Below are 23,146 nucleotides of genomic sequence, written 5' to 3' on the forward strand. Positions count from 1 at the left end.
GCCGGCCCGGCGGGGACGAAGCCGTGCGCGGGCTGACGACGGTGTTGCGGTTGGTCGCTGCTGCCGCCGTACTCATAGGCGGTTTGATGATCGTGCCGCTCTTGCGCGGCGCCGCGGTGCGGACCGTCGCCCGCGCCCTGCTCGCGGTCCTGGGGGTGCGCCTGGAGTGGCGCGGTCGCGCGCCGCGGCCCGGCAGCCTGCTGGTGGCCAACCACGTCTCCTGGCTGGACGTGCTCGCGTTGCTGGCGGTGACGCCGGTCCGGCTCGTCGCGAAGCGCGAGGTCGGCGCGTGGCCCGCGGTGGGCGCGCTGGCGAAGCGGTCCGGCGCGATCTTCGTCGACCGCACGCGGCCGAAGAGCCTGCCCACGACGGTGGCCGAGGTCACCGCGGCGCTGCGGGCCGGCCGGTCGGTGGCGGTCTTTCCCGAGGGTACGACGTTCTGCGGTGCGGAACGGGGCCGCTTCCGCCCGGCGCTGTTCCAGGCAGCGGTGGACGCGGGCGCCACGGTCGTCCCGATCTCCATCCGGTACGCGTCCCCGTCGGCGTCCTTCATCGGCGACGACACGCTGTGGTCCTCGGTACGCCGCGTGGCCGCGTTGCGCGGACTGACCGTGACGCTCGTCGGCTCGCCGGGGCTGCGTCCGGAGCCGGGCGCCGATCGGCGGTCGCTGGCGCGGGCGGCACAGGCGTCGGCCGGCCTCCGCGGCGCCACGTTCGGCCTCGCCGCTTAGGCAGCTCACAGAAAACTTTCAGGCACTGTGCAGCGCAGGCGCAGTCACCTGCGTGAGGATGGGCCTATGGCCGCTACTCAGACCCAGGGCAAGCAGAGCGAGGCGAAGCTCCTCGTCGTCGAGGACGACGCGAACATCCTCGAGCTGCTCTCCGCCAGCCTGCGCTTCGCCGGGTTCGACGTCAGCACTGCGACCAGCGGCAGCGCCGCCGTGAGCGCGGCCAAGAACGCCACGCCCGACCTCGTCGTCCTCGACGTCATGCTGCCGGACCTCGACGGGTTCGAGGTGATCCGGCTCATGCGCGAGGGCGGTGCGCGCACCCCCGTCGTCTTCCTGACCGCGCGCGACAGCACCGACGACAAGATCCGGGGCCTCACGTTGGGCGGCGACGACTACGTGACCAAGCCGTTCAGCCTGGAGGAGCTCACCGCGCGCATCCGTGCCGTGCTGCGCCGCACCAGCGCCGGCGACGACGAGCCGTCGCGCCTGGTCTTCGCCGACCTGGAGCTGGACGAGGAGACCCATGAGGTCTACCGCGCGGGCCAGCGGGTGCAGCTGTCGCCGACGGAGTTCAAGCTCCTGCGCTATCTGATGCTCAACGCCAACCGGGTGCTGTCCAAGGCGCAGATACTCGACCACGTCTGGAAGTACGACTTCCGCGGCGACGACAACATCGTGGAGTCGTACATCTCCTATCTGCGGCGCAAGGTGGACAACGTGCAGCCGCGCCTGATCCACACGCTCCGCGGCGTCGGGTACGTCCTGCGCAAACCCGCGGTCTGAGCCACCGGTGACCCTCACCGACCGGGTCCGCGGCCACGTCCCGCTGCAGACCGGGCTGCGCCGGGTGCCGTTGCGCACCAAGCTCGTCGCGTCCGTGCTCGCCCTCGTGTTCGCCGCGCTGACGCTGATCAGCGCCGCGAGCACGTACGCGCTGCACAAGTACATGATCGGCCGGCTCGACGCGCAGCTGGTCCGCTTCACCCAGATCCTCAACGAGCTCAACTACAACGAGCGCGCGATCCTGCCGGCCGACTACTACGTCAACCTCACCACGGTCGACGGCGTGGGCAACCCGGGCAACGAGAAGTACGACAGCTCGCTGAAACCGTCCGAGCTGCCGCCCCTGGTGAAGGGCATCAACCAGGTCAAGAAGCACCTCGACAAGCCGTTCACCGTCGACTCGGCGGACGGCACCGTGCACTGGCGGATGCTCATCACCGACGAGGGCGGCTCGGTGCTGCACGTGGCCCAGCGGCTGGTCGGCATCGACGACGCGATCAGCCGGCTGATCTGGGTGGACACGCTGGTCGGCGCGGGGGTGCTGTTCGCGCTCGCGGCGATCGGGGCGGCCATCGTGCGGCAGAGCCTCATCCCGCTGGTGCAGATAGAGCGGACCGCGGCGGCCATCGCGGCCGGGGACCTGACGCAGCGCGTACCCGATCCGGAGCCCGACGAGGGCGAGCCACAGACCGAGCTGGGCCGGTTGTCCCGCGCGCTCAATGCGATGCTGGCCCAGATCGAGGCCGCCTTCACCGCCCGCGCGCTCTCCGAGACCGCGGCCCGGGCCGCGGAGTCGCAGGCCCGCGACGCCGCCGAGGCGGCCCTCGCCTCCGAAGCCCGGGCGGTGCGCTCCGAGGAGAAGATGCGGCAGTTCGTCGCGGACGCTTCGCACGAATTGCGTACGCCGCTGACGAGCATCCGTGGCTTCGCCGAGCTCTACCGGCAGGGCGCGGTCGCCAGCCCCGACGCCACCGCGAAGCTCGTGCGCCGCATCGAGGACGAAGCCGCCCGGATGGGTCTGCTCGTGGAGGACCTGCTGCTGCTGGCCCGGCTGGACCGGGAGCGGCCGATCGAGCTGGCCCCCGTGGAGCTGCCGGTGCTCGCCATGGACGCGGTCCAGGCGGCGCAGGCGACGGCGCCCGACCGGAAGATCACGCTGGAGATCCGCGACGTGCCGGAGAAGCTGGTCGCGTACGGCGACGACGCGCGGCTGCGACAGGTGATCGGCAATCTCATGACGAACGCGCTGGTGCACACGCCGCCGGACGCCTCGGTGACGCTGTCGCTCTCGGCCGAGGAGGGCAACCGGGCGGTCGTCGAGATCACCGACACCGGGCCGGGGCTGTCAGCGGATCAGAAGGGCCACGTGTTCGAGCGCTTCTACCGGGTGGACGAGGCACGGACCCGGCGCGCCGACCGGGACGCCACCGGCACCGGCCTCGGGCTGGCCATCGTGGCGGCGATCGTACGGGCGCACCACGGCACCGTGGACGTCATCAGCGAGCCGGGCAAGGGTGCGACGTTCCGGGTCGCTCTGCCCGCTCTGGTGCCGGACGAATCCTGATCATCCCGGCATCCGGCATTCACAGAAAACCTTCAGGGCCAGCACAGGTCAGTCGGAGCGGTCGGGGGCAATGTTGACCGCATGAACGAGCCCGAGACCAACCCGCAGCGGCACGAGGACTCCTCGCCCGAGGAGCAGTCGCACCGGTCCGCGGACGCCTCCCCCGCAGGCAGCAGCCCGGAGCGGGGAGAGTCCGACACCACGGCGCAGCAGCCCGTCGTGAGCGGCGGCCCGGCGCCCTGGCAGCCCACCCAGCCGCCCGCCCAGCAGCCGGCGCAGCCGCAGGCGGCGCAGCCGCACCCCGGCCAGCCGCAGCACCAGCCGGGTCAGTGGCCCGCCTCGCCGTGGCAGAGCGGGGGACAGCCGCCGTACGGCCAGCAGCCCTACCCCGGCCAGCCGTTCCCGCCGCACCCCGGCCAGCACCCGGGCGCGCCGCAGCCCGCGTACGCCGGCGCCTACCAGGGCCAGCCCGGCCAGCCGCCGGTGCAGCCGGGCCAGCCGCAGCACGGTCAGCCGCCGGTGCAGCCCGGGCAGCCGCCGTACGGCCAGCCCGGCACCGAGGGGCCGTGGACCGCCCAGCAGGCCGCGGACGCGCCCATCTGGGCCACGCAGGTCGGCGGCGAGCCGCACCGCGACCCCGCGCGCGCCGGCCGCAGCCGCCGGATCCTGGTCGCCGGCGCGGCCGCTCTGGTCATTGCGCTGGGTGCCGGCGGCGTGGGGGCCGCCACCGCCCTCGCCTTCCACGACGACAACAACACCGGGACCGTGCAGACGACCAAGTCCGCGGTGACCTCGGTGATCGACCGCTCCTCGCTCGCGCAGATCGTCGCCGCGGTCAAGGACAGCGTCGTCTCGATCAAGACGGAGAGCGGGGAGGGCTCCGGCGTCGTCCTCGACACGCAGGGCTACATCGTCACGAACAACCACGTGGTCGCGACCGCGCAGGGCGACACCGTCACGGTGATCTTCGCGAGCGGCAAGAAGGCGTCGGCCACGATCACCGGCACGGATCCGCGTACGGACCTCGCGGTGGTCAAGGTCAGCGGCGTCTCCGACCTGAAGCCGGCGAAGTTCGGCTCCAGCGCCGACATGCAGGTGGGCGACACCGTGCTCGCGCTGGGCAGCCCGCTGGGCCTCGAGGGTTCGGTGACCGAGGGCATCATCAGCGCCAAGGACCGGACGATCCGGTCCGGCGGCGAGGACCAGCAGACCCCGCAGAACCCGTTCGGCGGCGGCCAGCAGCAGGAGCAGCCGTCCGCGACGACGTCGATGTCGGGCCTGCTGCAGACCGACGCGCCGATCAACCCGGGCAACTCCGGCGGCGCGCTGGTCAACACCAACGGCGAGGTCATCGGCATCAACTCGGCCATCGCGACCTCCGGCTCGAGCTCCGGCAACATCGGCCTCGGCTTCGCCATTCCGAGCGACAAGGTCACCACGGTGTCCAAGGCGCTGATGAAGGGCGAGAAGGTCAGCCACCCGGCGCTCGGCGTCAGCGTCACCGAGGCCGAGGGCGGCGGCGCCGTGGTCAGCGCGGTCAACCCGGGCAGCGCGGCCGCCAAGGCCGGCATCGAGCAGGGCGACGTCATCACCGCGGTGAACGGCAAGACGGTCGACGACTCCGACGACCTCATCGCCGCCATCCAGAGCGGCAAGGTCGGCGACAGCGTGTCGGTGAAGTTCACCCGCAACGGCCAGGAGCAGACGGTCAACGCCACGCTGACCGAGGCGTCCTGACGGACCACATCCGGCGCCGCCCGGGCCATCGGGCGGCGTCACCTCCCCAGCGGTGGGTGGTCGTGACCAAGGGGGTTGGTCACGACCACCCACCGCGCTTTTATGTCCCCTCCGCGTGCTATCTGCGGGCGTGTGGCAAATCGGGGGCTCGCGTTCGGCCCGGCGGACCGCCTACTCTCCATTCGCCCATCGCGCCAGTGGAAGGCCGGCACCGTGACCTACGTCGAGACCCGGACGAGCGTCTGGGAGGCGCTGGCCGGACGCGCGCCCGGTGAGCCCTCCGGACCCGCCGATCCCGGGCTCTGGGGCGCTGTCGTCGACCGGCTCAACCCGGCCCGGGCCCGGCCCGTGCTGCGCGCCGGGATCGAGGCCGTCGAGCTGACCAGCGTGCGCGGGGCGGCGTACGTGATGCTGCGCTCGCCGGACGAGGGCGGCCGCGCCTGCTACCTCCGGCTGACCCCGGAGGAATGGCAGCTGGCCCTGATGATGGACGGCACGCACACGGTCGCCCGCCTGGTCGCCGAGTTCGCCCGTCTCGCCGGGCGCCTCGCCCCGGACCAGGTCCGCCGGGTCGTCGCCGACCTGGCCGGCAACCGCATGCTCGACGAGCTGCCGGTGGACGCGTTCCGGCCGCTGCAGGAGCTCGAACGCAAGCCGCTGCCCCGCCGCGTCGGCAGCGGCGTGCTCGCGGCGGCCCGCGGGCGGCGCATGCTCGTCTTCGACGTCGACCCGCTGATCACCGCCCTGTACCGCGCCGGCGGCAAGCTGCTGTTCACCCGGGTGGCCGCGATCGTCATGGCGGCGTTCGCGCTGGCCGGTCTCGGGCTCTTCGTGACCACGTGGTGGCGCGGCAGCCAGGCCGTGTTCCTCACCAACGGGTCGTATCTGCTCGGCGCTGTCGTGCTGCTGCTGCTCAACGTGCTGGCGCTGGCCAGCCACGAGCTCGGGCACGCGTTGGCCACCAAGCACGCCGGGCGTGAGGTGCCCGCGGCCGGGGTGCTGGTCTACTTCGGCATCCCGTCGGTGTTCGTGGACACCACCGACGTCTGGATGGCCGGGCGGCGCGCCCGGATGCTCGTCACCGCGGCGGGCCCGGCCACCGGCCTCGTCCTCGCCGGCACGATGCAGCTCGTCGGCCTCGCCGTGCCCGCGCTCGGGCCGCTCGCCTTCAAGCTCGCGTTCGCCTGGTACCTGAACGCGTTGTTCAACCTCAACCCGCTGCTCGCGCTCGACGGCTACTACCTGCTGATGGACTGGCTGGAGATTCCCAACCTGCGCGGACGCGGCCTGGCATGGGTCGCGTCGCGGCTGCGCGGGCGCCCGCCGGCCTGGGGCGGGCTGGACCGGGAGGGGCGGATCGTCGCCCTGTACGGCGTCCTCGCGGTGCTGTGGCTGGCCGTCGCGGTGAACCTCGGCTACCGGATCTGGGCGGACCGGGTGGCCGGGCTGGCGACCGGGCTCTGGAACGGCGGCGCCGGCGGCAAACTCCTGCTCGTCCTCGTCGTCGCCGGACTGTGCGCCCCGCTGGTGTACCTGGCCGTCGGCTGGCTGGCCCGCTCGTGGCGCCGCTACCGCCTGCGCGCCGCCGAGAAGCGGCGAGAGGCCGACGCCCCGCGCCGCCTGGAGGCGCTGCGCACCTCCGACCTCGGTGGCCTGCCCGAGCCCGCCCTCGCCGGTCTGGCGGCCCGCGCCCGGTGGGTACGCCCGCCGTCCGGCACCCCCATGGTCCTGGCCGGCAACACCCAGCAGGCCGTGTACGTCGTGGTAGACGGCGCGATGCAGGCCCGCAAGCCCGGCGACCCGGGCGGCACCATCCGGCACCACGTCGGCGCGGGCGGCGTCGTCGGCCTCGCCAACGCGCTCACCGGCCGCCCCGCCTCGCTCGACTGGCACACCGCCGGCACCACGCTGCTGGCCGTACCGACGGCCACCGTCGCCACGGTCGTGGGGCCGCTGCCCGGGCCGCCGCCGGTCGACCGCGCCGAGGCCGAGGCGCTGTTCGCCGACACCCCGGCGCTCGCCGGCCTGGCCGGGGACGAGCGCCTCGCCCTGATCGCCACCGCACATCCGGTGGACCTCGATCCGGGCGCGCCGGTCGACCTGCCCGGGCCGACCCACGCGGTCGTGGTCGAGTCCGGCGTCATCGCCATGCCCGACGGCGTCGAGCTGCGCCGGGGCACGCTCATCGGCCCGGTCGGCGACGGCGAACCCGGTACGGTCGCGCAGACGCGTACGCCGACCCGGCTGTGGGTCATCCCGGACGCCTCCGACCTCCCGCCGCTCGTGGGCGGCCGCGCGCCGGCCGCTCCGCCCGTGGCCGCTGTGGACGGTGCCGCCATGGCCCGCAGCGTGCACTCCGCCGGGGCGTACCCGCCGCTCGCGGTGCCGCCGGGGCCGCCGGACGGCACCGAGGACCCCGAGGTGGACCGCCGCTTCGAACGGCGCATGTGGTGGCTCGTCCTGCTGTTGCTCCTGCTCGCCCTGCTGCTGACCGGGCTGAACTTCGCGCCGGGGCCGGCCTGGGCCGAGATGCCGACCGACCGGGCCCTGCTCACCGCCGAGCGCGGCACCCTCGCCGTCACCGTCGACGGGCGGGCCGTCCGCCTGGCCGCGGGCGAGCGCCGGTACGTCGACGAGGGCACCCGGATCGAGGTGCCGGCCCGCGCGTCCGGCCGGCTCACCTTCAAGGGCGGCTCGGCAACGCTGCTCTGCGCCGGTACGCAGGCCGATGTGGGCGCGTTGGCCACCGACGCGGGGCGCACGCGGGTGCCGCACGGCGTGCTGACCGTGCGCACCGGGCGGGTGCTCGCCGACACGGGCAGCACGAGCGGCGCGTACGAGCCGCTGCGCCTGACCGTGCAGTCCACCGTCGGCACCGCCACCAACGAGGGACCGGCGTGGTTCGGCGTCGACCCCGCCGCGATCACCGTCGCCACCGGACGGGTGTTCCTCGGCGGCACCCCCGTCACGGCCAACGTGACGTCGCTGAGCTGCGGGGACGGCGTACCCGTGGAACCGCCCGCGGGCTCGCCCAGCGAGTCGCCGAGTGACGTACCGTCGGATCTTCCGTCGGTGACGCCGGCCCCGACGCCGAGCTCCACGCCGCTGACCGTGCCGCCGACGACGGTCGATCCCGGGCCGGCCACGCCGGACCAGCCGCGGCCGACCACGACCCGCGCGACGACGCGGCCGCCGGCCACCACGCGCCCGACCGCCCGGCCGACGATCCGCCCGACGACCGTGCCGCCGAGCACCAGCCGGCCGCCGGTGCCCAGCCCGGACCCGCCCTCGACCCCGCCGTCCACGTCGCCGCCGCCGGCGAACCCGGAGCCGTCGGACACGAGCCCGCCCGTGATTGGATGAGCCCGTGCTCTGCTTCTTCTGCGCCAAGGCTGCGCGTGGCACCTGCCGGTTCTGCGGACGCGGCGTGTGCGAGGACCATGCCCGGTTCGGGCCGTACCTGTTGCAGGTCAGCAGGTCGGTGACCCGGGAGCGCGCCGAGGCGCTGGTGGTCGAGGACGCGGTGCAGTGCGGCACGTGCCGGCCGCGGCCGCAACCGGTCGCCATGCCGGAGCTGGACTGACCGGCCGATACCGGACACTGGCCCGGGCCGCCTACCTTGGGCGGCATGGGCGACTTCGACGTTGTGCTCGAGCGGCTCCTCACCGATCCCGCGTTCCCGGCGTTCCTGGCCCGGGACCCGGATTCGGCGCTGGCCGGCTACCGCCTCGCGCCCGACGAGGTGGCGGTGCTGCGGCAGCAGGTGGCCGGTGACGCGGGTGCTCCGGCGGCCACGGTGGAGCAGCGGGTCACCAAGTCCAGCACCTTCGGCATCTTCGGCTCGCTCGGCGGGCTCGCCGACGCCGCGGTCGGGTCGCCGGCCGACGGCGCGGCCGGGATCGGTCCCGCATACGGCGCCCACCAGGGCTTCGGGGACGCGCACGCGGCCCGGGGCGCCGGTGCCGGCCTCGGTTCGGCCGCCTCCCGGCTGGGCGACGCGCCCCGCACCGGCTTCGGCGACGCGCACCTCCCGGCGCCGCAGGGCTACCACAACCGGGTCGACGCGGACGGCGACGGCACGCTGGACAAGGCGACCTACCGCGGGCACCGGGGTGGCGGCGCGGAGATCGTGGTGGACCTCGACCGCGACGGGCGGCCCGACTTCATCGGCGTGGACCGGGACCTGGACAACCGCGTCGACTACGCCGACTACGACAAGGACCACGACGGCGTCTTCGAGAAGCGGATGTACGACGACGACGGCGACGGCTGGCTGGACCGCACGGTCCGCCGCTGAGCCTTTCATCGGCGGCCCTCGACCCTCACCATGAGGGGATGGTGGCTATCGCGGCACGCGGGCTCACGAAGGTGTTCGACGACGGAGCGGTGGCCGTCGACGACGTCTGCCTCGAGGTGGGCTCCGGCGAGTTCCTGGTGGTGCTCGGCCCGACCGGGTGCGGCAAGTCCACGCTGCTGCGGCTGCTCGCGGGGATCGAGGAGCCCACCGCCGGGACGGTGCTCTACGACGGCGTACCGGTCCGCGAGGCCGAGCCGGCGGAGCGCGACATCGCGATGGTCTTCCAGTCGTACGCGCTCTACCCGCATCTCACGGTCGCGCAGAACATCGGCTTCCCGCTGCACGTGCTGCCCCTGCCGGCGGGGGAGGTGGCGGCCCGGGTGGCGGAGATCGCCCGGCACGTCGGCGTCGACGATCTGCTCAGCCGGTACCCGCAGCACCTGTCCGGCGGCCAGCGGCAGCGGGTGGCCATGGCGCGGGCCCTGATCCGGCGCCCGTCGGTCTTCCTGCTGGACGAGCCGTTGTCGAACGTGGACGCGGGCGCGCGGGCGGCGCTGCGCGGGGAGATCGCCGCTCTGGTGCGCAGGCTGGGCGTCACCACGGTCTACGTCACGCACGACCAGATCGAGGCGATGAGCATGGCGGACCGGATCGCCGTGCTGCGCCGGGGCGTGCTGCAGCAGGTCGGGCCGCCGGCCCAGGTGTACGCCGACCCCGACACGATCTTCGTCGCGGCGTTCCTGGGCACGCCGCGTACCAGCCTGCTCGAGGCCGTGGTGTCGGTGCTGGACGGGCGCGTGCTGCTCGACCTCGGGTCGCAGGTGCTCGAGATGCCGGCGGGTGACGCCCGTACGGAGGCCCTGGCCCGGCACGACACCGCCCGGGTGACCGTGGCGCTGCGCGCGTTGTCGCCGGACAAGACGGGACCGCTGTCGCTGCGCGGCACCGTACGCGCCGTCGAGAATTTGGGTCACGAGCTGCTGGTTCACCTCGACGTCGGGGGAGTGCCGACGCCCGCGGCCACCGCGCGGCTGGAGACGTCGTCGCCGTTGCCGCGGCCGCGCACCGGGCCGCCGGCCGACCGGTCGCCGTACGGGTTGCAGCCCGCGTACGAGTCGCTCGAGCCGCCCCCGACGGGCGAGGTAATGATCCGCATGGCGACGCCGGCGCGCGCGGAGATCGGCACCGAGCTCACGGCAGGGGTGAGTTGGGACGATCTGCTGGTGTTCGACCGGGCCGGCCGCCGCATCCGGCCGGACGAGGGCCTGGACAGGATCAGTTAACAGTCCTAATAATTGGCCAACTGTCGATATACCGACGTTGGAGGCCATCCCCCATGCGCCGATCCCTGCTCCTCGCCGTCACCGCTGTACTCGCGGCGTCCGGCTCCGCCGTCTACATAGCCTCGTCCGCCGACGCCGCCGTCTCCTGCGCGGCCGCGTGGAGCCCGTCCGCGGTCTACACCAAGGACATGACCGCCTCCCAGTCCGGTCACAACTACACCGCGAAGTGGTGGACCCAGAACGAGAGCCCGGCCACCCACAGCGCGCAGTGGGACGTGTGGGCCGACAACGGCGCGTGCGGCGGGACCACCCCACCGCCCACGACCACTCCGCCGACGACGCCTCCCACCACTCCGCCCACGACACCTCCGACGACGCCTCCCACCACGCCTCCGACCCAGCCGCCGGTGGGCGGGCTGCCCAAGCACGCGCTCATCGGATACCTGCACGCGAGCTTCGCCAACGGCTCCGGCTACCTGCGGATGGCCGACGTACCGGCCGACTGGGACATCATCAACCTGGCCTTCGGCGAGCCCACCTCGGCGACCTCCGGCGACATCCGCTTCACGCTCTGCCCGGCCACCGAGTGCCCCGGCGTCGAGAGCGAGGCCGACTTCATCGCCGCCATCAAGGCGAAGCGCGCGGCCGGCAAGAAGGTGCTGCTCTCCATCGGCGGCGCCAACGGCCAGGTGCAGCTCACCACCACCGCGGCCCGGGACAAGTTCGTCAGCTCGGTCAGCGCGATCATCGACAAGTACGGCCTCGACGGCGTCGACGTGGACTTCGAGGGCCACTCGCTGTCGCTGAACACCGGCGACACCGACTTCAAGAACCCGACCACCCCGGTGATCGTCAACCTGATCTCGGCGCTCAAGTCCCTGAAGGCCCGGTACGGTGCCGGCTTCGTGCTGACCATGGCGCCGGAGACGTTCTTCGTGCAGCTCGGCTACCAGTACTACGGCTCCGGCCCGTGGGGCGGCCAGGACCCGCGTGCGGGCTCGTACCTGCCGGTCATCTACGCCATGCGCAACGACCTGACGGTGCTGCACGTCCAGGACTACAACAGCGGCTCGATCATGGGCCTCGACAACCAGTACCACAGCATGGGCGGCGCCGATTTCCACATCGCCATGACCGACATGCTGCTCGCCGGCTTCCCCGTCGCGGGCAACACGGCGAACATGTTCCCCGCGCTGCGTGAGGACCAGGTCGCCTTCGGCGCGCCGTCGTCGGTGAGCGCCGGCAACGGGTACGTGGCCCCGGCCGGCGTACAGCAGGCGGTCACCTGCCTGGTCAAGGGCAGCAACTGCGGCGGGTACACCGTCCGCAGCGGCACCAACCCGAACTTCCGCGGGCTGATGACCTGGTCGATCAACTGGGACAAGTTCTACTCGTGGGAGTTCAAGAACGCGCACGAGCCGTTCCTCAACAGCCTGGGCTGATCTCTCCCGCCGGCGTCGTCCGTCCCCGCTCCGCCGGGGAAGGGCGGCGCCGGTTGCTTCGCCGGGCCGCCGGGCGCAAGATCATGCCAGCGCTGTGGACAACGGGTCCCGGGCCCGGTGGACATGGAACGATGAGGTCATGGTGGAGAGTCCGGTCGCGTTCGTGCTCGGCGGGGGAGGCGTGCTCGGCGCCGTCCAGGTCGGCATGCTGCGCGCCCTCTTCCGCGCCGGCTACCGTCCCGACGTCGTCATCGGCACGTCGATCGGCGCCGTCAACGGCGCCCTGGTCGCGGCCGACCCCACCGAGGCCGTCACCGACCGTCTGGTCCGGCTGTGGTCCTCCCCCGAGGCCGCCGAGGTGTACGGCGACTCCATCGCCCGCCAGGTCCGCCGGTTCGCGGCCCGCACCCACCTGCACTCGCCGCTCCCGCTGCGCCGGCTGCTCACCGCCGAGCTGGGTGAGCAGTCGAGCTTCGCCGACCTGAAGATCCCGTTCCGCTGCTGCGCCGCCAGCATCGAGCGCGCCGCCGAGCACTGGTTCGACACCGGTCCGCTTGTCGACGCGGTGCTCGCGTCGGCGTCGGTGCCGGGGCTGCTGCCGCCGATGGAGATCGCCGGGGAGCACTTCGTCGACGGCGGCATCGTCAACTCGATCCCCATCGGCGAGGCGGTCCGGGTGGGCGCGAAGCGGATCTTCGTGCTCCAGGTGGGACGCATCGAGCGGCCGCTGACCGTCCCGCGCCGGCCGTGGGAGGTGGCGCAGGTGGCGTTCGAGATCGCCCGGCGGCACCGGTTCGCCCGCGAGCTTGCGTCGCTGCCCGACGATGTCCAGGTGCACGTTCTTCCCACCGGCGGCGGTGAGAGCCGCGACGACCAGCCCTGGGCCTACCGGGACATGGCCGCCGCCGGACGCCGCATCAGCCGCGCCTACACCGCGTCCCGCCGCTACCTCGAAGCGAGCGTCTCCCCGGCACCCGGCGACGGCGACGGCGCCTGATGCTCCCGCCGCCCTGGGTCCGTCGCCTGGTCATCGCGCCGGCCGTGGTGATCCTCGCGGCGGTGCTGCTCACGACGCTGCCGGTGTGGCTGCTCCTCGCGCTCGCGGCATCGCCGCTGGTCCCGGGCCACCTCCGGGTGCCGCGCCTGGCCTTCCTCGCCATCGTGTACGTCGTCTGGGACGCCGCCGCCCTGGTCTGCCTCGCCGCGCTGTGGGTCGCCTCCGGATTCGGGTGGAAGATCCGCAGCCCCGCGTTCCAGCGCGCCCACTACGTGCTCACCGGGCGCTTCCTGGCCGCCCTGTTCTGGGTCGCCGAGTGGTCGCTGCACCTGAGCATCGACGTCGTCGGCACCGACCCGGACACGGGCATGCCCGGCCGACCCGAGATCGTCGTCAGCCGGCACGCCGGCCCCGGCGACTCGTTCGTGCTGATCCACTCACTGGTCAACTGGTTCGACCGGGAGCCGCGCATCGTGCTCAAGGCGACCCTGCAGTGGGATCCGGCCGTCGACATCCTGCTCAACCGCCTGCCCAACCGGTTCATCACGCCGGGCCGTCCCGGGGTGCCCGACCTCGAGAAACACGTCGGCGCGCTGGCGCACGGACTCGACGACAACGACGCGTTCGTCATCTTCCCCGAGGGCGGCAACTTCACCCCGCACCGCCGGCTGCGGGCGATCGCACGGCTGCGGGCCAAGGGCCTCGAGGAGATGGCCGTACGGGCGGAAGGCCTGCGCAACGTCCTCCCGCCGAAACCGGGCGGCCTGCTCTCCGCGATCGACGCCGCCCCGGACTCCGGGGTCATCTTCGTGGCGCACACCGGTCTCGACAAGCTCGTCACCGTGGCGGACATCTGGCGCGAGCTGCCGATGGACAAGCAGCTGATCATGCGCTTCTGGAGCGTGCCGCCCGAGGAGGTGCCGGCCGGCGAGGAGGAACGGATCCGCTGGCTGTACGACTGGTGGGCCCGCATCGACGCCTGGATCGAGGAGAACCGGCCCCGGCCGCGTCCCCTCGGCACCGACTGGACGGCGCGGCGCACGTCCGTACGCTCCGGCTGAACCGCCTGGCAGCCGCCGCCGTGTGGCCGGGCTCACCGGCTTCCGGCGGCCGGCGGCCGGGCCGTCCGGCGTAGCGGGCCTACCGGCTTTCGCCCTGAGGAGAATCGCTGGGCGTGGCGCTCGTTACCGGGGAAGGTAGGAGAGTCCGATGCCGGGTGGGTGCTCACCGCGTCCGGCAGGTGCGAGAGGGTGGGTCCATGAGTGTTGACGATGTGGTGATGCGGTCGGGTGGCGCATCCTTTGACGACCAGGTCTTCGAGCGGCTGCTCCGGGAGCGCATCATCTTCCTCGGCAGCGAGGTCAACGACGAGGTGACCAACCGCATCTGCGCGCAGATGCTGCTGCTGGCCTCGGCCGACAGCGAGAAGGACATCGCCCTGTACATCAACTCGCCCGGTGGTTCCATCACCGCCGGCCTGGCCGTGTACGACACGATGCAGTACATCAAGAACGACGTGGCCACGATCGCCATGGGCATGGCCGCCTCGATGGGACAGTTCCTGCTCTGCGCGGGCACCCCGGGCAAGCGCTACGCCCTGCCGCACGCGCGGGTGATGATGCACCAGCTGTCCGGCGGCATCGGCGGCACCGCGGCCGACATCGCCATCCAGGCCGAGAGCATGCTGCACATCAAGAAGACGATGAACGAGCGGATCGCCTTCCACACCGGGCACACCCCGGAGGAGATCGAGGCCGACTCGGACCGCGACCGCTGGTTCACGGCGCAGGAGGCCAAGGACTACGGCATCGTCGACCACGTGATCTCCAAGGCGGCCGACGTCACGGCGACGTCCGCGCTGGTCTGACCCACCTTCCACGAACGGGCGTACGGGCCTCCCGTACGCCCGTTTGTGTTCGCCGGCGGCCATCGGGGTATAGCGATGTCATCCCCGAAGGTTCGAAGGAGGTGGCTGACGTGAGACTCCCGTCTTTCTCCCGGCAGTCCGACACCACCGCGGAGACCGCGGACAGAGCGCCCGTTTCCACCCGTACCGACGCTCCCACGCAGGCCGGAGCGGTTCAGGCCGACCACGCCGCGACCAGGTCGGACCGAGCCGCCGACCTCGCGGCCTCCGACCGTGCCGCGGCGGAGCGGGCTGAGGCCTCCCGCGCCGGCCAGCGCGACGCCCGGCACGATGCCGCCCGCGCCGGCGCCGGCGAGCGCGAGGCCCGGCATGATGCCGCCCGCGCCGGCGAGCGGCGGGCCGAAGAGACCCGCGCCGGCGAGCACCGCACCGGCTACCTGCGGTCCGACGACCGCACCGCCCCGATGACGAAGGTCGACGACCGGGACCCGGACCGCACCGAGCGTTTCGACACGGTGCCCGCCGACCCCACCCCGGCCGGACGTGGCAGCGCGAGCATCGCGGCGAGCCGCGAAGCCGACCGTACGCCCGTACCCGCCGGACCCAAGCCCCGCGCGAGCCTGCTCGCCACGCTCGGCCTGATCACCGGTGTGGCCGGCGCCCTGCTGGTGCTCTCCGGTCCGCTCATGGGGTACGGCATCGGCGTGGCCGTGCTGTCGCTGATCCTGTCCGTCGCGGGCCTGCGCGCCACCAAGAAGCGTCACGTGGCCGGCAAGACCGACGCGCTGATCGGCCTCGTGCTGGCGCTGGCGGCGATCGTCGTGGGCGTGCTGGCGCTGACCGGTTCGCTGTCCTGGCTGGGCACCGACATGCACCCGGTCACCAGCGTCCGAGAGTGGCTCGACGCACAGTTTATCGACCGCTTCTGACGGGTATCCGACATTCACCGGAGGCGATGCGCTGACGGTGAACCCCTCGGAACCGGGACGGCCATGAGCCTTCCCGCCCCGGAAACATCCGGCGGTGCGCCGGAAAGCGCGGCAGAGACCGATCGGCGATCACCGTCGTTCGACTCGGATGGAGCCGCATCGTTGTGCGGGGGCGGCGGTTCGCCGCCCCCGACGCACATCCCCGACCCTGCCACCCCGCTCACTCCCACCATCCGGCTCCGATCCGCCCGGACCGCCGCACGGCCGGTCTCCGGTCCGTTCGGCCTCCGCACGGCCGGTCTCCGGTCCGTTCGGCCTCCGCTCGCCGGCGCCCGGTGCCCGCCGCGGCCGCCGGTGCCCCGGCCCGCTCGGCGCGCGTTCCGCGGCCTGCCACCCGCCAGGCCGCCGCACCACCAGCCCCGCCGGAACCGCGAGCAACGAATCGTCGCGCCGAGCGCGGATCACGCAACGAATCGACGCCGTGCGCAACACTGATCCGGGGCGTACGCAGGCACTTCCCGCATAGCGTTTCGGTCATGACGACCGCCGCCCCGCGCCGCTACCTGATGTGCCGGCCGACCCACTTCGCCGTCACGTACCGGATCAATCCGTGGATGGACCCGACGGCGCCGTACGACAACGCCCTGGCCGTCAGCCAGTGGGAGACCCTGCGCCAGACGTTCCTCGACCTCGGCCACACCGTCGAGCTGATCGAGCCGCTGCCCGGCCTGCCCGACATGGTGTTCGCCGCGAACGGCGCGACCGTGGTCGACGGCAAGGTGCTGGCCGTGCAGTTCCGCGACGCCGAGCGCGCCGACGAGGCGCCCGCGTACAAGGCGTGGTTCGAGAACGCCGGCTTCCCGGTCTTCGATTCGAAGCACACGAACGAGGGCGAGGGCGACATCCTGCTCGCCGGCGACGTGCTGCTCGCGGGTACGGGCTTCCGCACCGCCCACGCCGCGCACGCCCAGACGCAGGAGGTGTTCGGCCGCCCGGTGATCAGCCTGCAGCTGGTGGACCCGGCGTACTACCACCTGGACACCGCGCTGTGCGTGCTCGACGAGCGGAACATCGCGTACCTGCCGTCGGCGTTCTCACCCGGCTCGCAGGAGGTGCTCCGCCGCCTCTTCCCGGACGCCGTCATCGCCACGCCGGCCGACGCCGAGGTCCTGGGGCTCAACGCGGTCAGCGACGGCCGTACCGTTGTCCTGCCGGTGCAGGCCACCCAGCTGACGGCGGCCCTGCAGGCCGCCGGCTACGAAACCGTCGGGGTCGACGTGAGCGAGCTGCGCAAGGCCGGCGGCGGCCCGAAGTGCTGCACCCTGGAGGTCCGGGCGTGACTGACCGCACCGCACTTCGCCTGCCGGCGGCCGGCTACGACCGTGACGGTGAGGGCCGGGAAGGCACGACAACTGGAGGACGGCCATGACTGACGTTGACATGCGTACGCCGGCAGCGCTCGCCGACGCCGAGCGCTGGACCGCGCACAACTACCACCCGCTGCCGGTCGTGATCTCCGACGCCGAGGGCGCCTGGGTGACCGACGTCGACGGCCGCCGCTACCTGGACTTCCTCGCCGGGTACTCGGCGCTGAACTTCGGCCACCGGCACCCCGGCCTGATCGCCGCCGCGCACGCCCAGCTCGACCGGCTGACGCTGACCAGCCGGGCGTTCGTGCACGACCAGTTCGCCTCGTTCTGCCGCGGGCTGGCCGAGCTGTGCGGCAAGGATCTCGTGCTGCCGATGAACACCGGCGCGGAGGCCGTCGAGACCGCCATCAAGGTGGCCCGCAAGTGGGGCTACCGGGTCAAGGGCGTGCCGGACGGCCAGGCCGAGATCATCGTCGCGGCCGACAACTTCCACGGCCGGACCACCACGATCATCAGCTTCTCGACGGATCCGGACGCGCGCGACGACTTCGGGCCGTACACCCCGGGCTTCACGATTGTTCCGTACGGGGACCTGCACGCGCTCTCCGAGGCGATCACGGCGAACACCGTCGCGGTGCTGCTCGAGCCCATCCAGGGCGAGGCCGGTGTGCTGGTGCCGCCGGCGGGCTACTTCGCGGGCGTACGGGAGCTGTGCACCGACAACAACGTGCTGTTCCTCGCCGACGAGATCCAGTCCGGGCTCGGGCGTACGGGTAAGACGTTCGCGATCGAGCACGAGGGTGTCGTCCCCGACATGTACCTGCTCGGCAAGGCGCTGGGCGGCGGCATCGTGCCGGTGTCCGCGGTCGCCGCGAACCGGGACGTCCTCGGGGTGCTCCGGCCCGGCGAGCACGGCTCCACGTTCGGTGGCAACCCGCTGGCCTGCGCGGTCGGTGCCGAAGTGGTCCGGCTGCTCGCGACCGGCGAGTTCCAGCAGCGTTCGGCCGAGCTCGGCGCGCGGCTGCACGAGGGCCTGAACGCGCTGATCGGGCGCGGGGTCGTCGCCGTACGCGGGCGCGGTCTGTGGGCCGGCGTCGACATCGACCCGGCGCTGATGAGCGGCCGGCAGGCCGTGGAACGCCTCGCCGAGCGCGGCGTGCTCGCCAAGGACACGCACGGCTCGACGATCCGCCTCGCCCCGCCCCTGGTGGTCACGGCCGAGGAGATCGACCACGCCGTGGCCCAGCTGGCCGCGATCCTCTGATCTGCACCCGGCCGTCCGCCGCCTCCGCCAGGGCGGCGGCGGCCGTGGTGCTACCGCTCGAACTTGCGGATCGCCATCGTGGGCGCCTCGGCCATCACCGAGTGCGGCTGGCTGACCCCGCCGGACGCCCACAGCTTGGCGCGGCCCACCTGCACGTTCGCGTACAGCTCGACCACGTCGTCCGGACCCAGCGTGCGGATCTCGTCGCGGTTCAGCGTCACCCGCTGGTCGTCGTCGAACGAGCCGTTCGGGCGGATACCGGTGCCGTTGGTGCTGACGTCCTGCGCGCTCAGCTCACCGCTGTGCAGGGCGAACCGGACGTGCCCACGGCTGATCCACTTGCGGGCGTCGTCGGTCAGCCACTGCCCGAGCATGACGCCACCGCCGCCCTCTGGCGCGCGCCCCACCACGACCGGCTTCTCCGTGGAGACCACGAACCGCTGGCGGATGATGCCGTCGATGCGTACGGAAAGAACCTCGACGGCCGGGCGCGGACCCGCGTCGCGCAACCGCGTGCCGTGCCGGGGGCACGTCGGCACGCCGGCCCGCAGAGCGGGCGGCGGCTGGGAGACCGGGCTGGTGGTCTTCCGCATGTCGGCGAACGGGCTGTCCGGATCGCCACCCGAACCGTACGCGGTGCAGTTCTCCGGGCACCCCCACACGCGGGACAGCAGCTTCTGCCCGAGCGGCGAAGGCTCGGCCACGGCCGGCACCTCCCCGCGCCCGACCCGCGCGACCAGCACCGGACCGCCCGCGCCCGGTACGGCGGCGAGCAGGCGGCCGGGATCCTCCACCCACGGGCGGCGGTCACGGAAGCGCTCGGCCCGCGTACGCGTGAGCACGGGCAGGCCCAGCAGCTCCGCCACCTCGAGCACCCGGTCGTCGAGCTGCGGCACCACCTCGACCACGCCGTCGTCGGCCCAGCGGCGGACGACCATGCGCTCGTTGGAGGTGAGGTCGGCGTCGGAGAGCAGGCCGCGCGGGACCACGGCGTACACCGGGACGTTCTCCTCGGCCACGTGCCGGCCGAGCGCGTCGATGACCAGGCCCAGCCGCAGCATGCTGGCGGGGCGGCCGCCGTCGAGGTCGGCGTACCGGACGATCTCGGAAAGATCGACGACCGCGCGGGCGAGAGCGGGGTCGGTGGTGAGACGGGCCTCGATGGCGTCGAGGACCTTGCTGACCTCGAATCTCACGTGACCTCCCGGTTCGTGGGCGTGCGCTTTCCACGCGCCATCATGCCGTCTGCCGCCGGGCAGCGGCGAAGCAGGGGCGCGGACGGTGTCGTGATCTACGCCGTTTCGCCGCCGGTGGGGGATTCGCGTGCCCACCGGAGTGGTACCTGCCCGCTGCCGCCCGCGCCTGGTGCGCCGCCGGCCGCTGCTGCCGCCCGCGCCTGGTCCGGTGCCTGACGCGGCGGGTTCGCTGCCGGACGCGGCGGTGGCGGACTCAGGACGCGTCGGCGACGATGCGGTCGATGCGGTTGGCCAGCGCGATGTCGCGCGTGGTCACCCCACCCGCCGAGTGGGTGCTGCACCGGAACGTCAGCGTGCGCCAGCGGATGTCGATGTCGGGGTGGTGGTCCATCTGCTCGGCGACCTCGGCCACCCGGTCCACGACGGCTATCGCCGCCGGGAAACTGTGCAGTCCGACCGTACGCACGATGGCGTCCGTTCCGCCCTCCCAGCCGTCCAGCACGGCCACGGCGCTGCGTACCGATTCCGCGTCCAGCAGGTCAGCCATGAACCGAGCTTAGTGCCCGGCCGCAGCCCCCCGACGGTCAGCCGGGGGCGGAAAATGTCGCACGCCTTCGCTACGGTGAGCCCCGACATGAGCTCGAGACCGGGAGGAAACGCATGAGGAATCGACGGCTGGCGATCGCCGGCCTGGCGCTGATCGCCGGGCTCGGCCTGACCGGCTGCGGGCCGGACGACAGCTCGTCGACCGGCGCCACCGGCTCCGGAGCGGCGGCAACGCAGGCGGCCGGCAAGCAGGACCCGGCGGCCGACCTCGCCGCGGCGGTCAGCAAGCTCGGCGAGCAGAGCGTGAAGATCGACATGGACATGGCCGGCGCGCTGAGCATGACCGGCGTGGCGGACCCCAAGGCGGGCACCGCCAAGATGAGCATGGACATGGGCGCGCTCGGCCAGGGCACGAAGATCGAGATGCGCAAGATCGGCGACGACCTGTACATGAAGTTCGGCGGCCAGCTCGGCGACATGCTCAAGGGCGGCACCAGCAAGAAGCCCTGGATGCACATCGACGCGACCAAGCTCGGCGAGGGCAGCAGCTTCGCCCTGCCGAAGGACGACCCGGCCGGCACCAAGGCCATGCTCCAGGCCGTGACGGGCGTCGAGCGCGTGGGCACCGACGGCTTCAAGGGCACCCTCGACCTCACCAAGTCCCCCCGCTTCAACAAGGGTGACCAGCTCAAGGCCCTGGGCGACAAGGCGACCAGGATCCCCTTCACGGCGAAGAAGGACAGCGACGGCCGCCTGGTCGAGCTGACCCTCGACATGAGCTCGATCCAGCCGGGCACCGGCAAGATCAAGACGAAGTACTCGGACTTCGGCACCCCGGTGTCGGTGGAAGCCCCGCCGGCCGCGCAGGTCGGCGAGATGCCGAGCCAGCTCTCCGGCGTCCTCAACGCCTGACCCGACTGCCCGACACACAGGCTCCCGGCCGTCCGCCCGCGCGCGGACGACGGGGGCCTGTGTTGCTTGAGGGGCATGCGGCCGGGCGGCGTGCAGGTGGCCGGGCTGCCGTTGAGGCGGAGCGTCCCAGTCCTGCGGCTCGGGTGCTCGCTGCGCTGCCGGTCTCTGCGGCAGCGTCATCAGCTTGCCGTGCCGTCCTTCTGGCAGGCGTGGGTGCTGAGCCGGAATGGCCGGGTGGGTCACTGATCCGCCCGGCCTCTCCCTTTTCTGCCGTTCGTCCTATGCCGACGCCCGTCCCGCCGTTTCGTTTTGCGGGCCATCGGGAAAACCGGGTGCACCGTTGCCAAGGGCGGCGACGGATGGCAGGGAAGCCGTTGCCGAGAGCGGCGACGGATGGCAGGGAACCCGTTGCCGAGAGCGGCGACGGATGGCAAGGAAGCCGTTGCCAGGGCGGCGACGGATGGCAGGGAGGATCGACATGCGTACCGCTCGTATCGGTGGGCTGGGGCTCGCTTCTGTGGCCGCTGTTGCTCTGGCCGTGGGCGGATGCTCCGCCGACGGCGACGCGAATTCCGGTGCCGGCGCCCCGGCGAGCGGCGTGCCGAGCGCCTCCGCCAGCGTCGGTGCGGCCGATCCCGCCGCCGCTTCCGCGCTGGCCGCGGCCGCCGCGAAGCTGGGCACGGAGAGCTTCAAGGTGACCGTGACGTCCGGGCCCGGGTTGAAGATGAACGGTTCGATGGACGCGACCAAGGGCATCGGTACGGCCACGCTGACCGCGACCGGACCGAACACCGAGATCGAGGTCAAGACGCTGCTCGTGGACAAGGACCTGTACGTGCAGGTCCCGGGCATCACGAAGGCGGGCACCTGGACGCACGTGGACGTCTCCCGGCTGCCCGAGGGCGCCAACGTCGGCCTGCGGCCCGGTCAGATCGACCCGGCGAACACCGCCCAGCTGCTCAGCTCGACCACGGACGTGCAGCAGGTGGACTCGCGCAGCTACAAGGGCACGCTGGACCTGACCAAGGCGGCCGGTGTCGCCGGCGTCGACCAGAAGATGGTCAGCACCTGGGGCGCGCAGGCGCAGAACGTGCCGTTCACCGCGGGCGTCGACGATCAGGGCCGGCTGTCCGCGCTGACGATCCAGCTCCCGGCCGTGAACGGTCAGCAGGCCCAGCCGCTGGAGGTCCTGTACACCGACTACGGCACGACGGTCGACGCGCAGCGCCCGCCGGCCGACCAGATCACCGAGGCGCCGGACAGCCTCTACAACAGCCTGGGCGGCTGAGCCCGTCCGATCGACCGACGCGAGGTCCCCGGCCGGTGCGGCCGGGGACCTTCGTCATGATCGAGTAGGTGGGTGGCGCGGCGGGGGATCGGCTACCGTTGCGGACCGTGCCAGAGGGACACACCATTCATCGGCTCGCCGCGCGTCACCGGGAGCTCTTCGCCGGGCATGCCGTCGCCGTGTCGAGCCCGCAGGGCCGGTTCGCCGCCGGGGCCGCCCTGCTCACCGGGCGGACGCTGACCGACACCGAGGCGTACGGCAAGCATCTGCTGCACCATTACGAGGGTGAGCTGAGCCTGCACATCCACCTCGGCCTCTACGGCAAGTTCGCCGACGGTGACGGGCCGGCCCCCGCGCCCGTCGGGCAGCTGCGGATGGTGATGGTCGGCGCCGGGCACTGGCTGGAGCTGCGCGGGCCTACGGCGTGCGAGGTGCTCGATCCGGTCCAGGTGGCGGCGCTCCGGGCACGGCTGGGCCAGGATCCGTTGCGTGACGACGCCGACCCGCTGGTGGCGTACGGCCGGATCCGCAGCAGCACGAAGCCGGTGTTCGCCCTCCTGCTGGACCAGACGGTGGTCGCCGGGTGTGGATTGATCTACGCGAACGAGGTCCTGTTCCGCGCGGGCCTCGCCCCCACCACGCAGGGACGCAGCATCTCCGCCACCTGCTGGGAGCAGATGTGGGACGACCTGCGGGCGTTGATGAAGGAAGGCGTGGCGCGCGGGCGGATCGACACCGTCCACACCGCACACACCCCCGAGGCGATGCAGCGCGCGCCGCGGGTGGACCGGCACGGCGGTGAGGTGTACGTGTACCGGCGCCCGGGCCAGCCCTGCCTGGTGTGCGGGACGCCGGTGCTGCGCGGGCCGATGGCGGGACGCAACCTGTACTGGTGCCCGACCTGCCAGCCGGAGCCGACGCGCTGACTCGGTTGATCTCG

20 protein-coding genes are annotated in these 23,146 nt (G+C 72.7%); 18 read left to right on the top strand and 2 right to left on the bottom strand.

Annotation, left to right across the window (positions count from 1 at the left end):
- Positions 1-86: 86 nt before the first annotated feature.
- From COUCH_RS06645 to rocD, 15 genes are all read left to right on the top strand, one after another.
- Positions 87-731, top strand: a complete 645-nt coding sequence (locus COUCH_RS06645; protein WP_249611214.1) for a lysophospholipid acyltransferase family protein — start codon at positions 87-89, stop codon at positions 729-731.
- A 66-nt stretch (positions 732-797) separates the two neighbouring features.
- The gene (locus COUCH_RS06650; protein ID WP_199511601.1) at positions 798-1,514 is read left to right on the top strand and encodes a response regulator transcription factor; all 717 of its coding nucleotides are present in this window, start codon (positions 798-800) and stop codon (positions 1,512-1,514) included.
- A gap of 7 nt (positions 1,515-1,521) precedes the next feature.
- Positions 1,522-3,078: a sensor histidine kinase gene (locus COUCH_RS06655; protein ID WP_249611215.1), complete on the top strand. Its 1,557-nt coding sequence runs from the start codon at positions 1,522-1,524 to the stop codon at positions 3,076-3,078.
- 81 nt (positions 3,079-3,159) lie between these two features.
- A complete protein-coding gene (locus COUCH_RS06660) occupies positions 3,160-4,815 on the top strand; it encodes a trypsin-like peptidase domain-containing protein (protein ID WP_249611216.1) in 1,656 nt (551 codons plus the stop codon).
- 213 nt (positions 4,816-5,028) lie between these two features.
- Complete coding sequence (locus tag COUCH_RS06665; protein ID WP_249611217.1) at positions 5,029-8,178, top strand: M50 family metallopeptidase; 3,150 nt, start codon at positions 5,029-5,031, stop codon at positions 8,176-8,178.
- A 64-nt stretch (positions 8,179-8,242) separates the two neighbouring features.
- The gene (locus COUCH_RS06670; RefSeq protein ID WP_233412713.1) at positions 8,243-8,398 is read left to right on the top strand and encodes a hypothetical protein; all 156 of its coding nucleotides are present in this window, start codon (positions 8,243-8,245) and stop codon (positions 8,396-8,398) included.
- Between the two features lie 45 nt (positions 8,399-8,443).
- A complete protein-coding gene (locus COUCH_RS06675) occupies positions 8,444-9,112 on the top strand; it encodes a hypothetical protein (RefSeq protein WP_249611218.1) in 669 nt (222 codons plus the stop codon).
- Positions 9,113-9,150: 38 nt separating this feature from the next.
- Positions 9,151-10,395, top strand: a complete 1,245-nt coding sequence (locus COUCH_RS06680; protein ID WP_249611219.1) for an ABC transporter ATP-binding protein — start codon at positions 9,151-9,153, stop codon at positions 10,393-10,395.
- Between the two features lie 53 nt (positions 10,396-10,448).
- Entirely contained in the window at positions 10,449-11,837 is a 1,389-nt protein-coding gene (locus COUCH_RS06685) for a chitinase (RefSeq protein ID WP_249611220.1), read from the top strand.
- 139 nt (positions 11,838-11,976) lie between these two features.
- The gene (locus tag COUCH_RS06690) at positions 11,977-12,834 is read left to right on the top strand and encodes a patatin-like phospholipase family protein (protein WP_249611221.1); all 858 of its coding nucleotides are present in this window, start codon (positions 11,977-11,979) and stop codon (positions 12,832-12,834) included.
- A complete protein-coding gene (locus COUCH_RS06695) occupies positions 12,834-13,895 on the top strand; it encodes a 1-acyl-sn-glycerol-3-phosphate acyltransferase (protein ID WP_249611222.1) in 1,062 nt (353 codons plus the stop codon). Before COUCH_RS06690 ends, COUCH_RS06695 begins: the two co-directional genes overlap by 1 nt.
- 197 nt (positions 13,896-14,092) lie before the next feature.
- The gene (locus COUCH_RS06700; protein WP_249611223.1) at positions 14,093-14,701 is read left to right on the top strand and encodes an ATP-dependent Clp protease proteolytic subunit; all 609 of its coding nucleotides are present in this window, start codon (positions 14,093-14,095) and stop codon (positions 14,699-14,701) included.
- A gap of 110 nt (positions 14,702-14,811) precedes the next feature.
- Complete coding sequence (locus COUCH_RS06705; RefSeq protein ID WP_249611224.1) at positions 14,812-15,630, top strand: DUF4190 domain-containing protein; 819 nt, start codon at positions 14,812-14,814, stop codon at positions 15,628-15,630.
- Between the two features lie 536 nt (positions 15,631-16,166).
- Positions 16,167-16,970 (top strand): dimethylargininase, encoded by an 804-nt coding sequence (gene ddaH, locus COUCH_RS06710; RefSeq protein ID WP_249611225.1) that lies wholly within the window; start codon positions 16,167-16,169, stop codon positions 16,968-16,970.
- Between the two features lie 85 nt (positions 16,971-17,055).
- Positions 17,056-18,264, top strand: a complete 1,209-nt coding sequence (gene rocD / locus COUCH_RS06715; RefSeq protein WP_249611226.1) for an ornithine--oxo-acid transaminase — start codon at positions 17,056-17,058, stop codon at positions 18,262-18,264.
- Between the two features lie 50 nt (positions 18,265-18,314).
- Here rocD and COUCH_RS06720 read toward each other — a convergent pair whose 3' ends face one another.
- Positions 18,315-19,460, bottom strand: a complete 1,146-nt coding sequence (locus COUCH_RS06720) for an FHA domain-containing protein (protein ID WP_249611227.1) — start codon at positions 19,458-19,460, stop codon at positions 18,315-18,317.
- A 253-nt stretch (positions 19,461-19,713) separates the two neighbouring features.
- Positions 19,714-20,007 (bottom strand): 4a-hydroxytetrahydrobiopterin dehydratase, encoded by a 294-nt coding sequence (locus COUCH_RS06725; RefSeq protein WP_249611228.1) that lies wholly within the window; start codon positions 20,005-20,007, stop codon positions 19,714-19,716.
- 113 nt (positions 20,008-20,120) lie between these two features.
- On the opposite strand from COUCH_RS06725, the gene COUCH_RS06730 reads away from it, so the two are divergent.
- The 3 genes from COUCH_RS06730 (at position 20,121) to COUCH_RS06740 (ending at position 23,132) form a co-directional block, all read left to right on the top strand.
- On the top strand, positions 20,121-20,918 hold the full coding sequence (locus tag COUCH_RS06730; RefSeq protein WP_249611229.1) for a hypothetical protein: 798 nt from the start codon (positions 20,121-20,123) through the stop codon (positions 20,916-20,918).
- Positions 20,919-21,396: 478 nt separating this feature from the next.
- On the top strand, positions 21,397-22,206 hold the full coding sequence (locus COUCH_RS06735; RefSeq protein ID WP_249611230.1) for a hypothetical protein: 810 nt from the start codon (positions 21,397-21,399) through the stop codon (positions 22,204-22,206).
- A gap of 107 nt (positions 22,207-22,313) precedes the next feature.
- Entirely contained in the window at positions 22,314-23,132 is an 819-nt protein-coding gene (locus COUCH_RS06740; protein WP_249611231.1) for an Fpg/Nei family DNA glycosylase, read from the top strand.
- Positions 23,133-23,146 lie beyond the last annotated feature (14 nt).

Source organism: Couchioplanes caeruleus, from assembly GCF_023499255.1.
GTDB lineage: Bacteria > Actinomycetota > Actinomycetes > Mycobacteriales > Micromonosporaceae > Actinoplanes > Actinoplanes caeruleus_A.

Bases quoted from the DNA above. Each gene is read 5' to 3' on its own strand.
- COUCH_RS06675 (WP_249611218.1), top strand. From the start codon at position 8,444: ATGGGCGACTTCGACGTTGTGCTCGAGCGGCTCCTCACCGATCCCGCG.
- rocD (WP_249611226.1), top strand. From the start codon at position 17,056: ATGACTGACGTTGACATGCGTACGCCGGCAGCGCTCGCCGACGCCGAG.
- COUCH_RS06685 (WP_249611220.1), top strand. From the start codon at position 10,449: ATGCGCCGATCCCTGCTCCTCGCCGTCACCGCTGTACTCGCGGCGTCC.
- COUCH_RS06695 (WP_249611222.1), top strand. From the start codon at position 12,834: ATGCTCCCGCCGCCCTGGGTCCGTCGCCTGGTCATCGCGCCGGCCGTG.
- COUCH_RS06735 (WP_249611230.1), top strand. From the start codon at position 21,397: ATGCGTACCGCTCGTATCGGTGGGCTGGGGCTCGCTTCTGTGGCCGCT.
- COUCH_RS06680 (WP_249611219.1), top strand. From the start codon at position 9,151: ATGGTGGCTATCGCGGCACGCGGGCTCACGAAGGTGTTCGACGACGGA.
- COUCH_RS06650 (WP_199511601.1), top strand. From the start codon at position 798: ATGGCCGCTACTCAGACCCAGGGCAAGCAGAGCGAGGCGAAGCTCCTC.
- COUCH_RS06690 (WP_249611221.1), top strand. From the start codon at position 11,977: ATGGTGGAGAGTCCGGTCGCGTTCGTGCTCGGCGGGGGAGGCGTGCTC.
- COUCH_RS06660 (WP_249611216.1), top strand. From the start codon at position 3,160: ATGAACGAGCCCGAGACCAACCCGCAGCGGCACGAGGACTCCTCGCCC.
- COUCH_RS06700 (WP_249611223.1), top strand. From the start codon at position 14,093: ATGAGTGTTGACGATGTGGTGATGCGGTCGGGTGGCGCATCCTTTGAC.
- COUCH_RS06645 (WP_249611214.1), top strand. From the start codon at position 87: ATGATCGTGCCGCTCTTGCGCGGCGCCGCGGTGCGGACCGTCGCCCGC.
- COUCH_RS06730 (WP_249611229.1), top strand. From the start codon at position 20,121: ATGAGGAATCGACGGCTGGCGATCGCCGGCCTGGCGCTGATCGCCGGG.
- COUCH_RS06725 (WP_249611228.1), bottom strand. From the start codon at position 20,007: ATGGCTGACCTGCTGGACGCGGAATCGGTACGCAGCGCCGTGGCCGTG.
- ddaH (WP_249611225.1), top strand. From the start codon at position 16,167: ATGACGACCGCCGCCCCGCGCCGCTACCTGATGTGCCGGCCGACCCAC.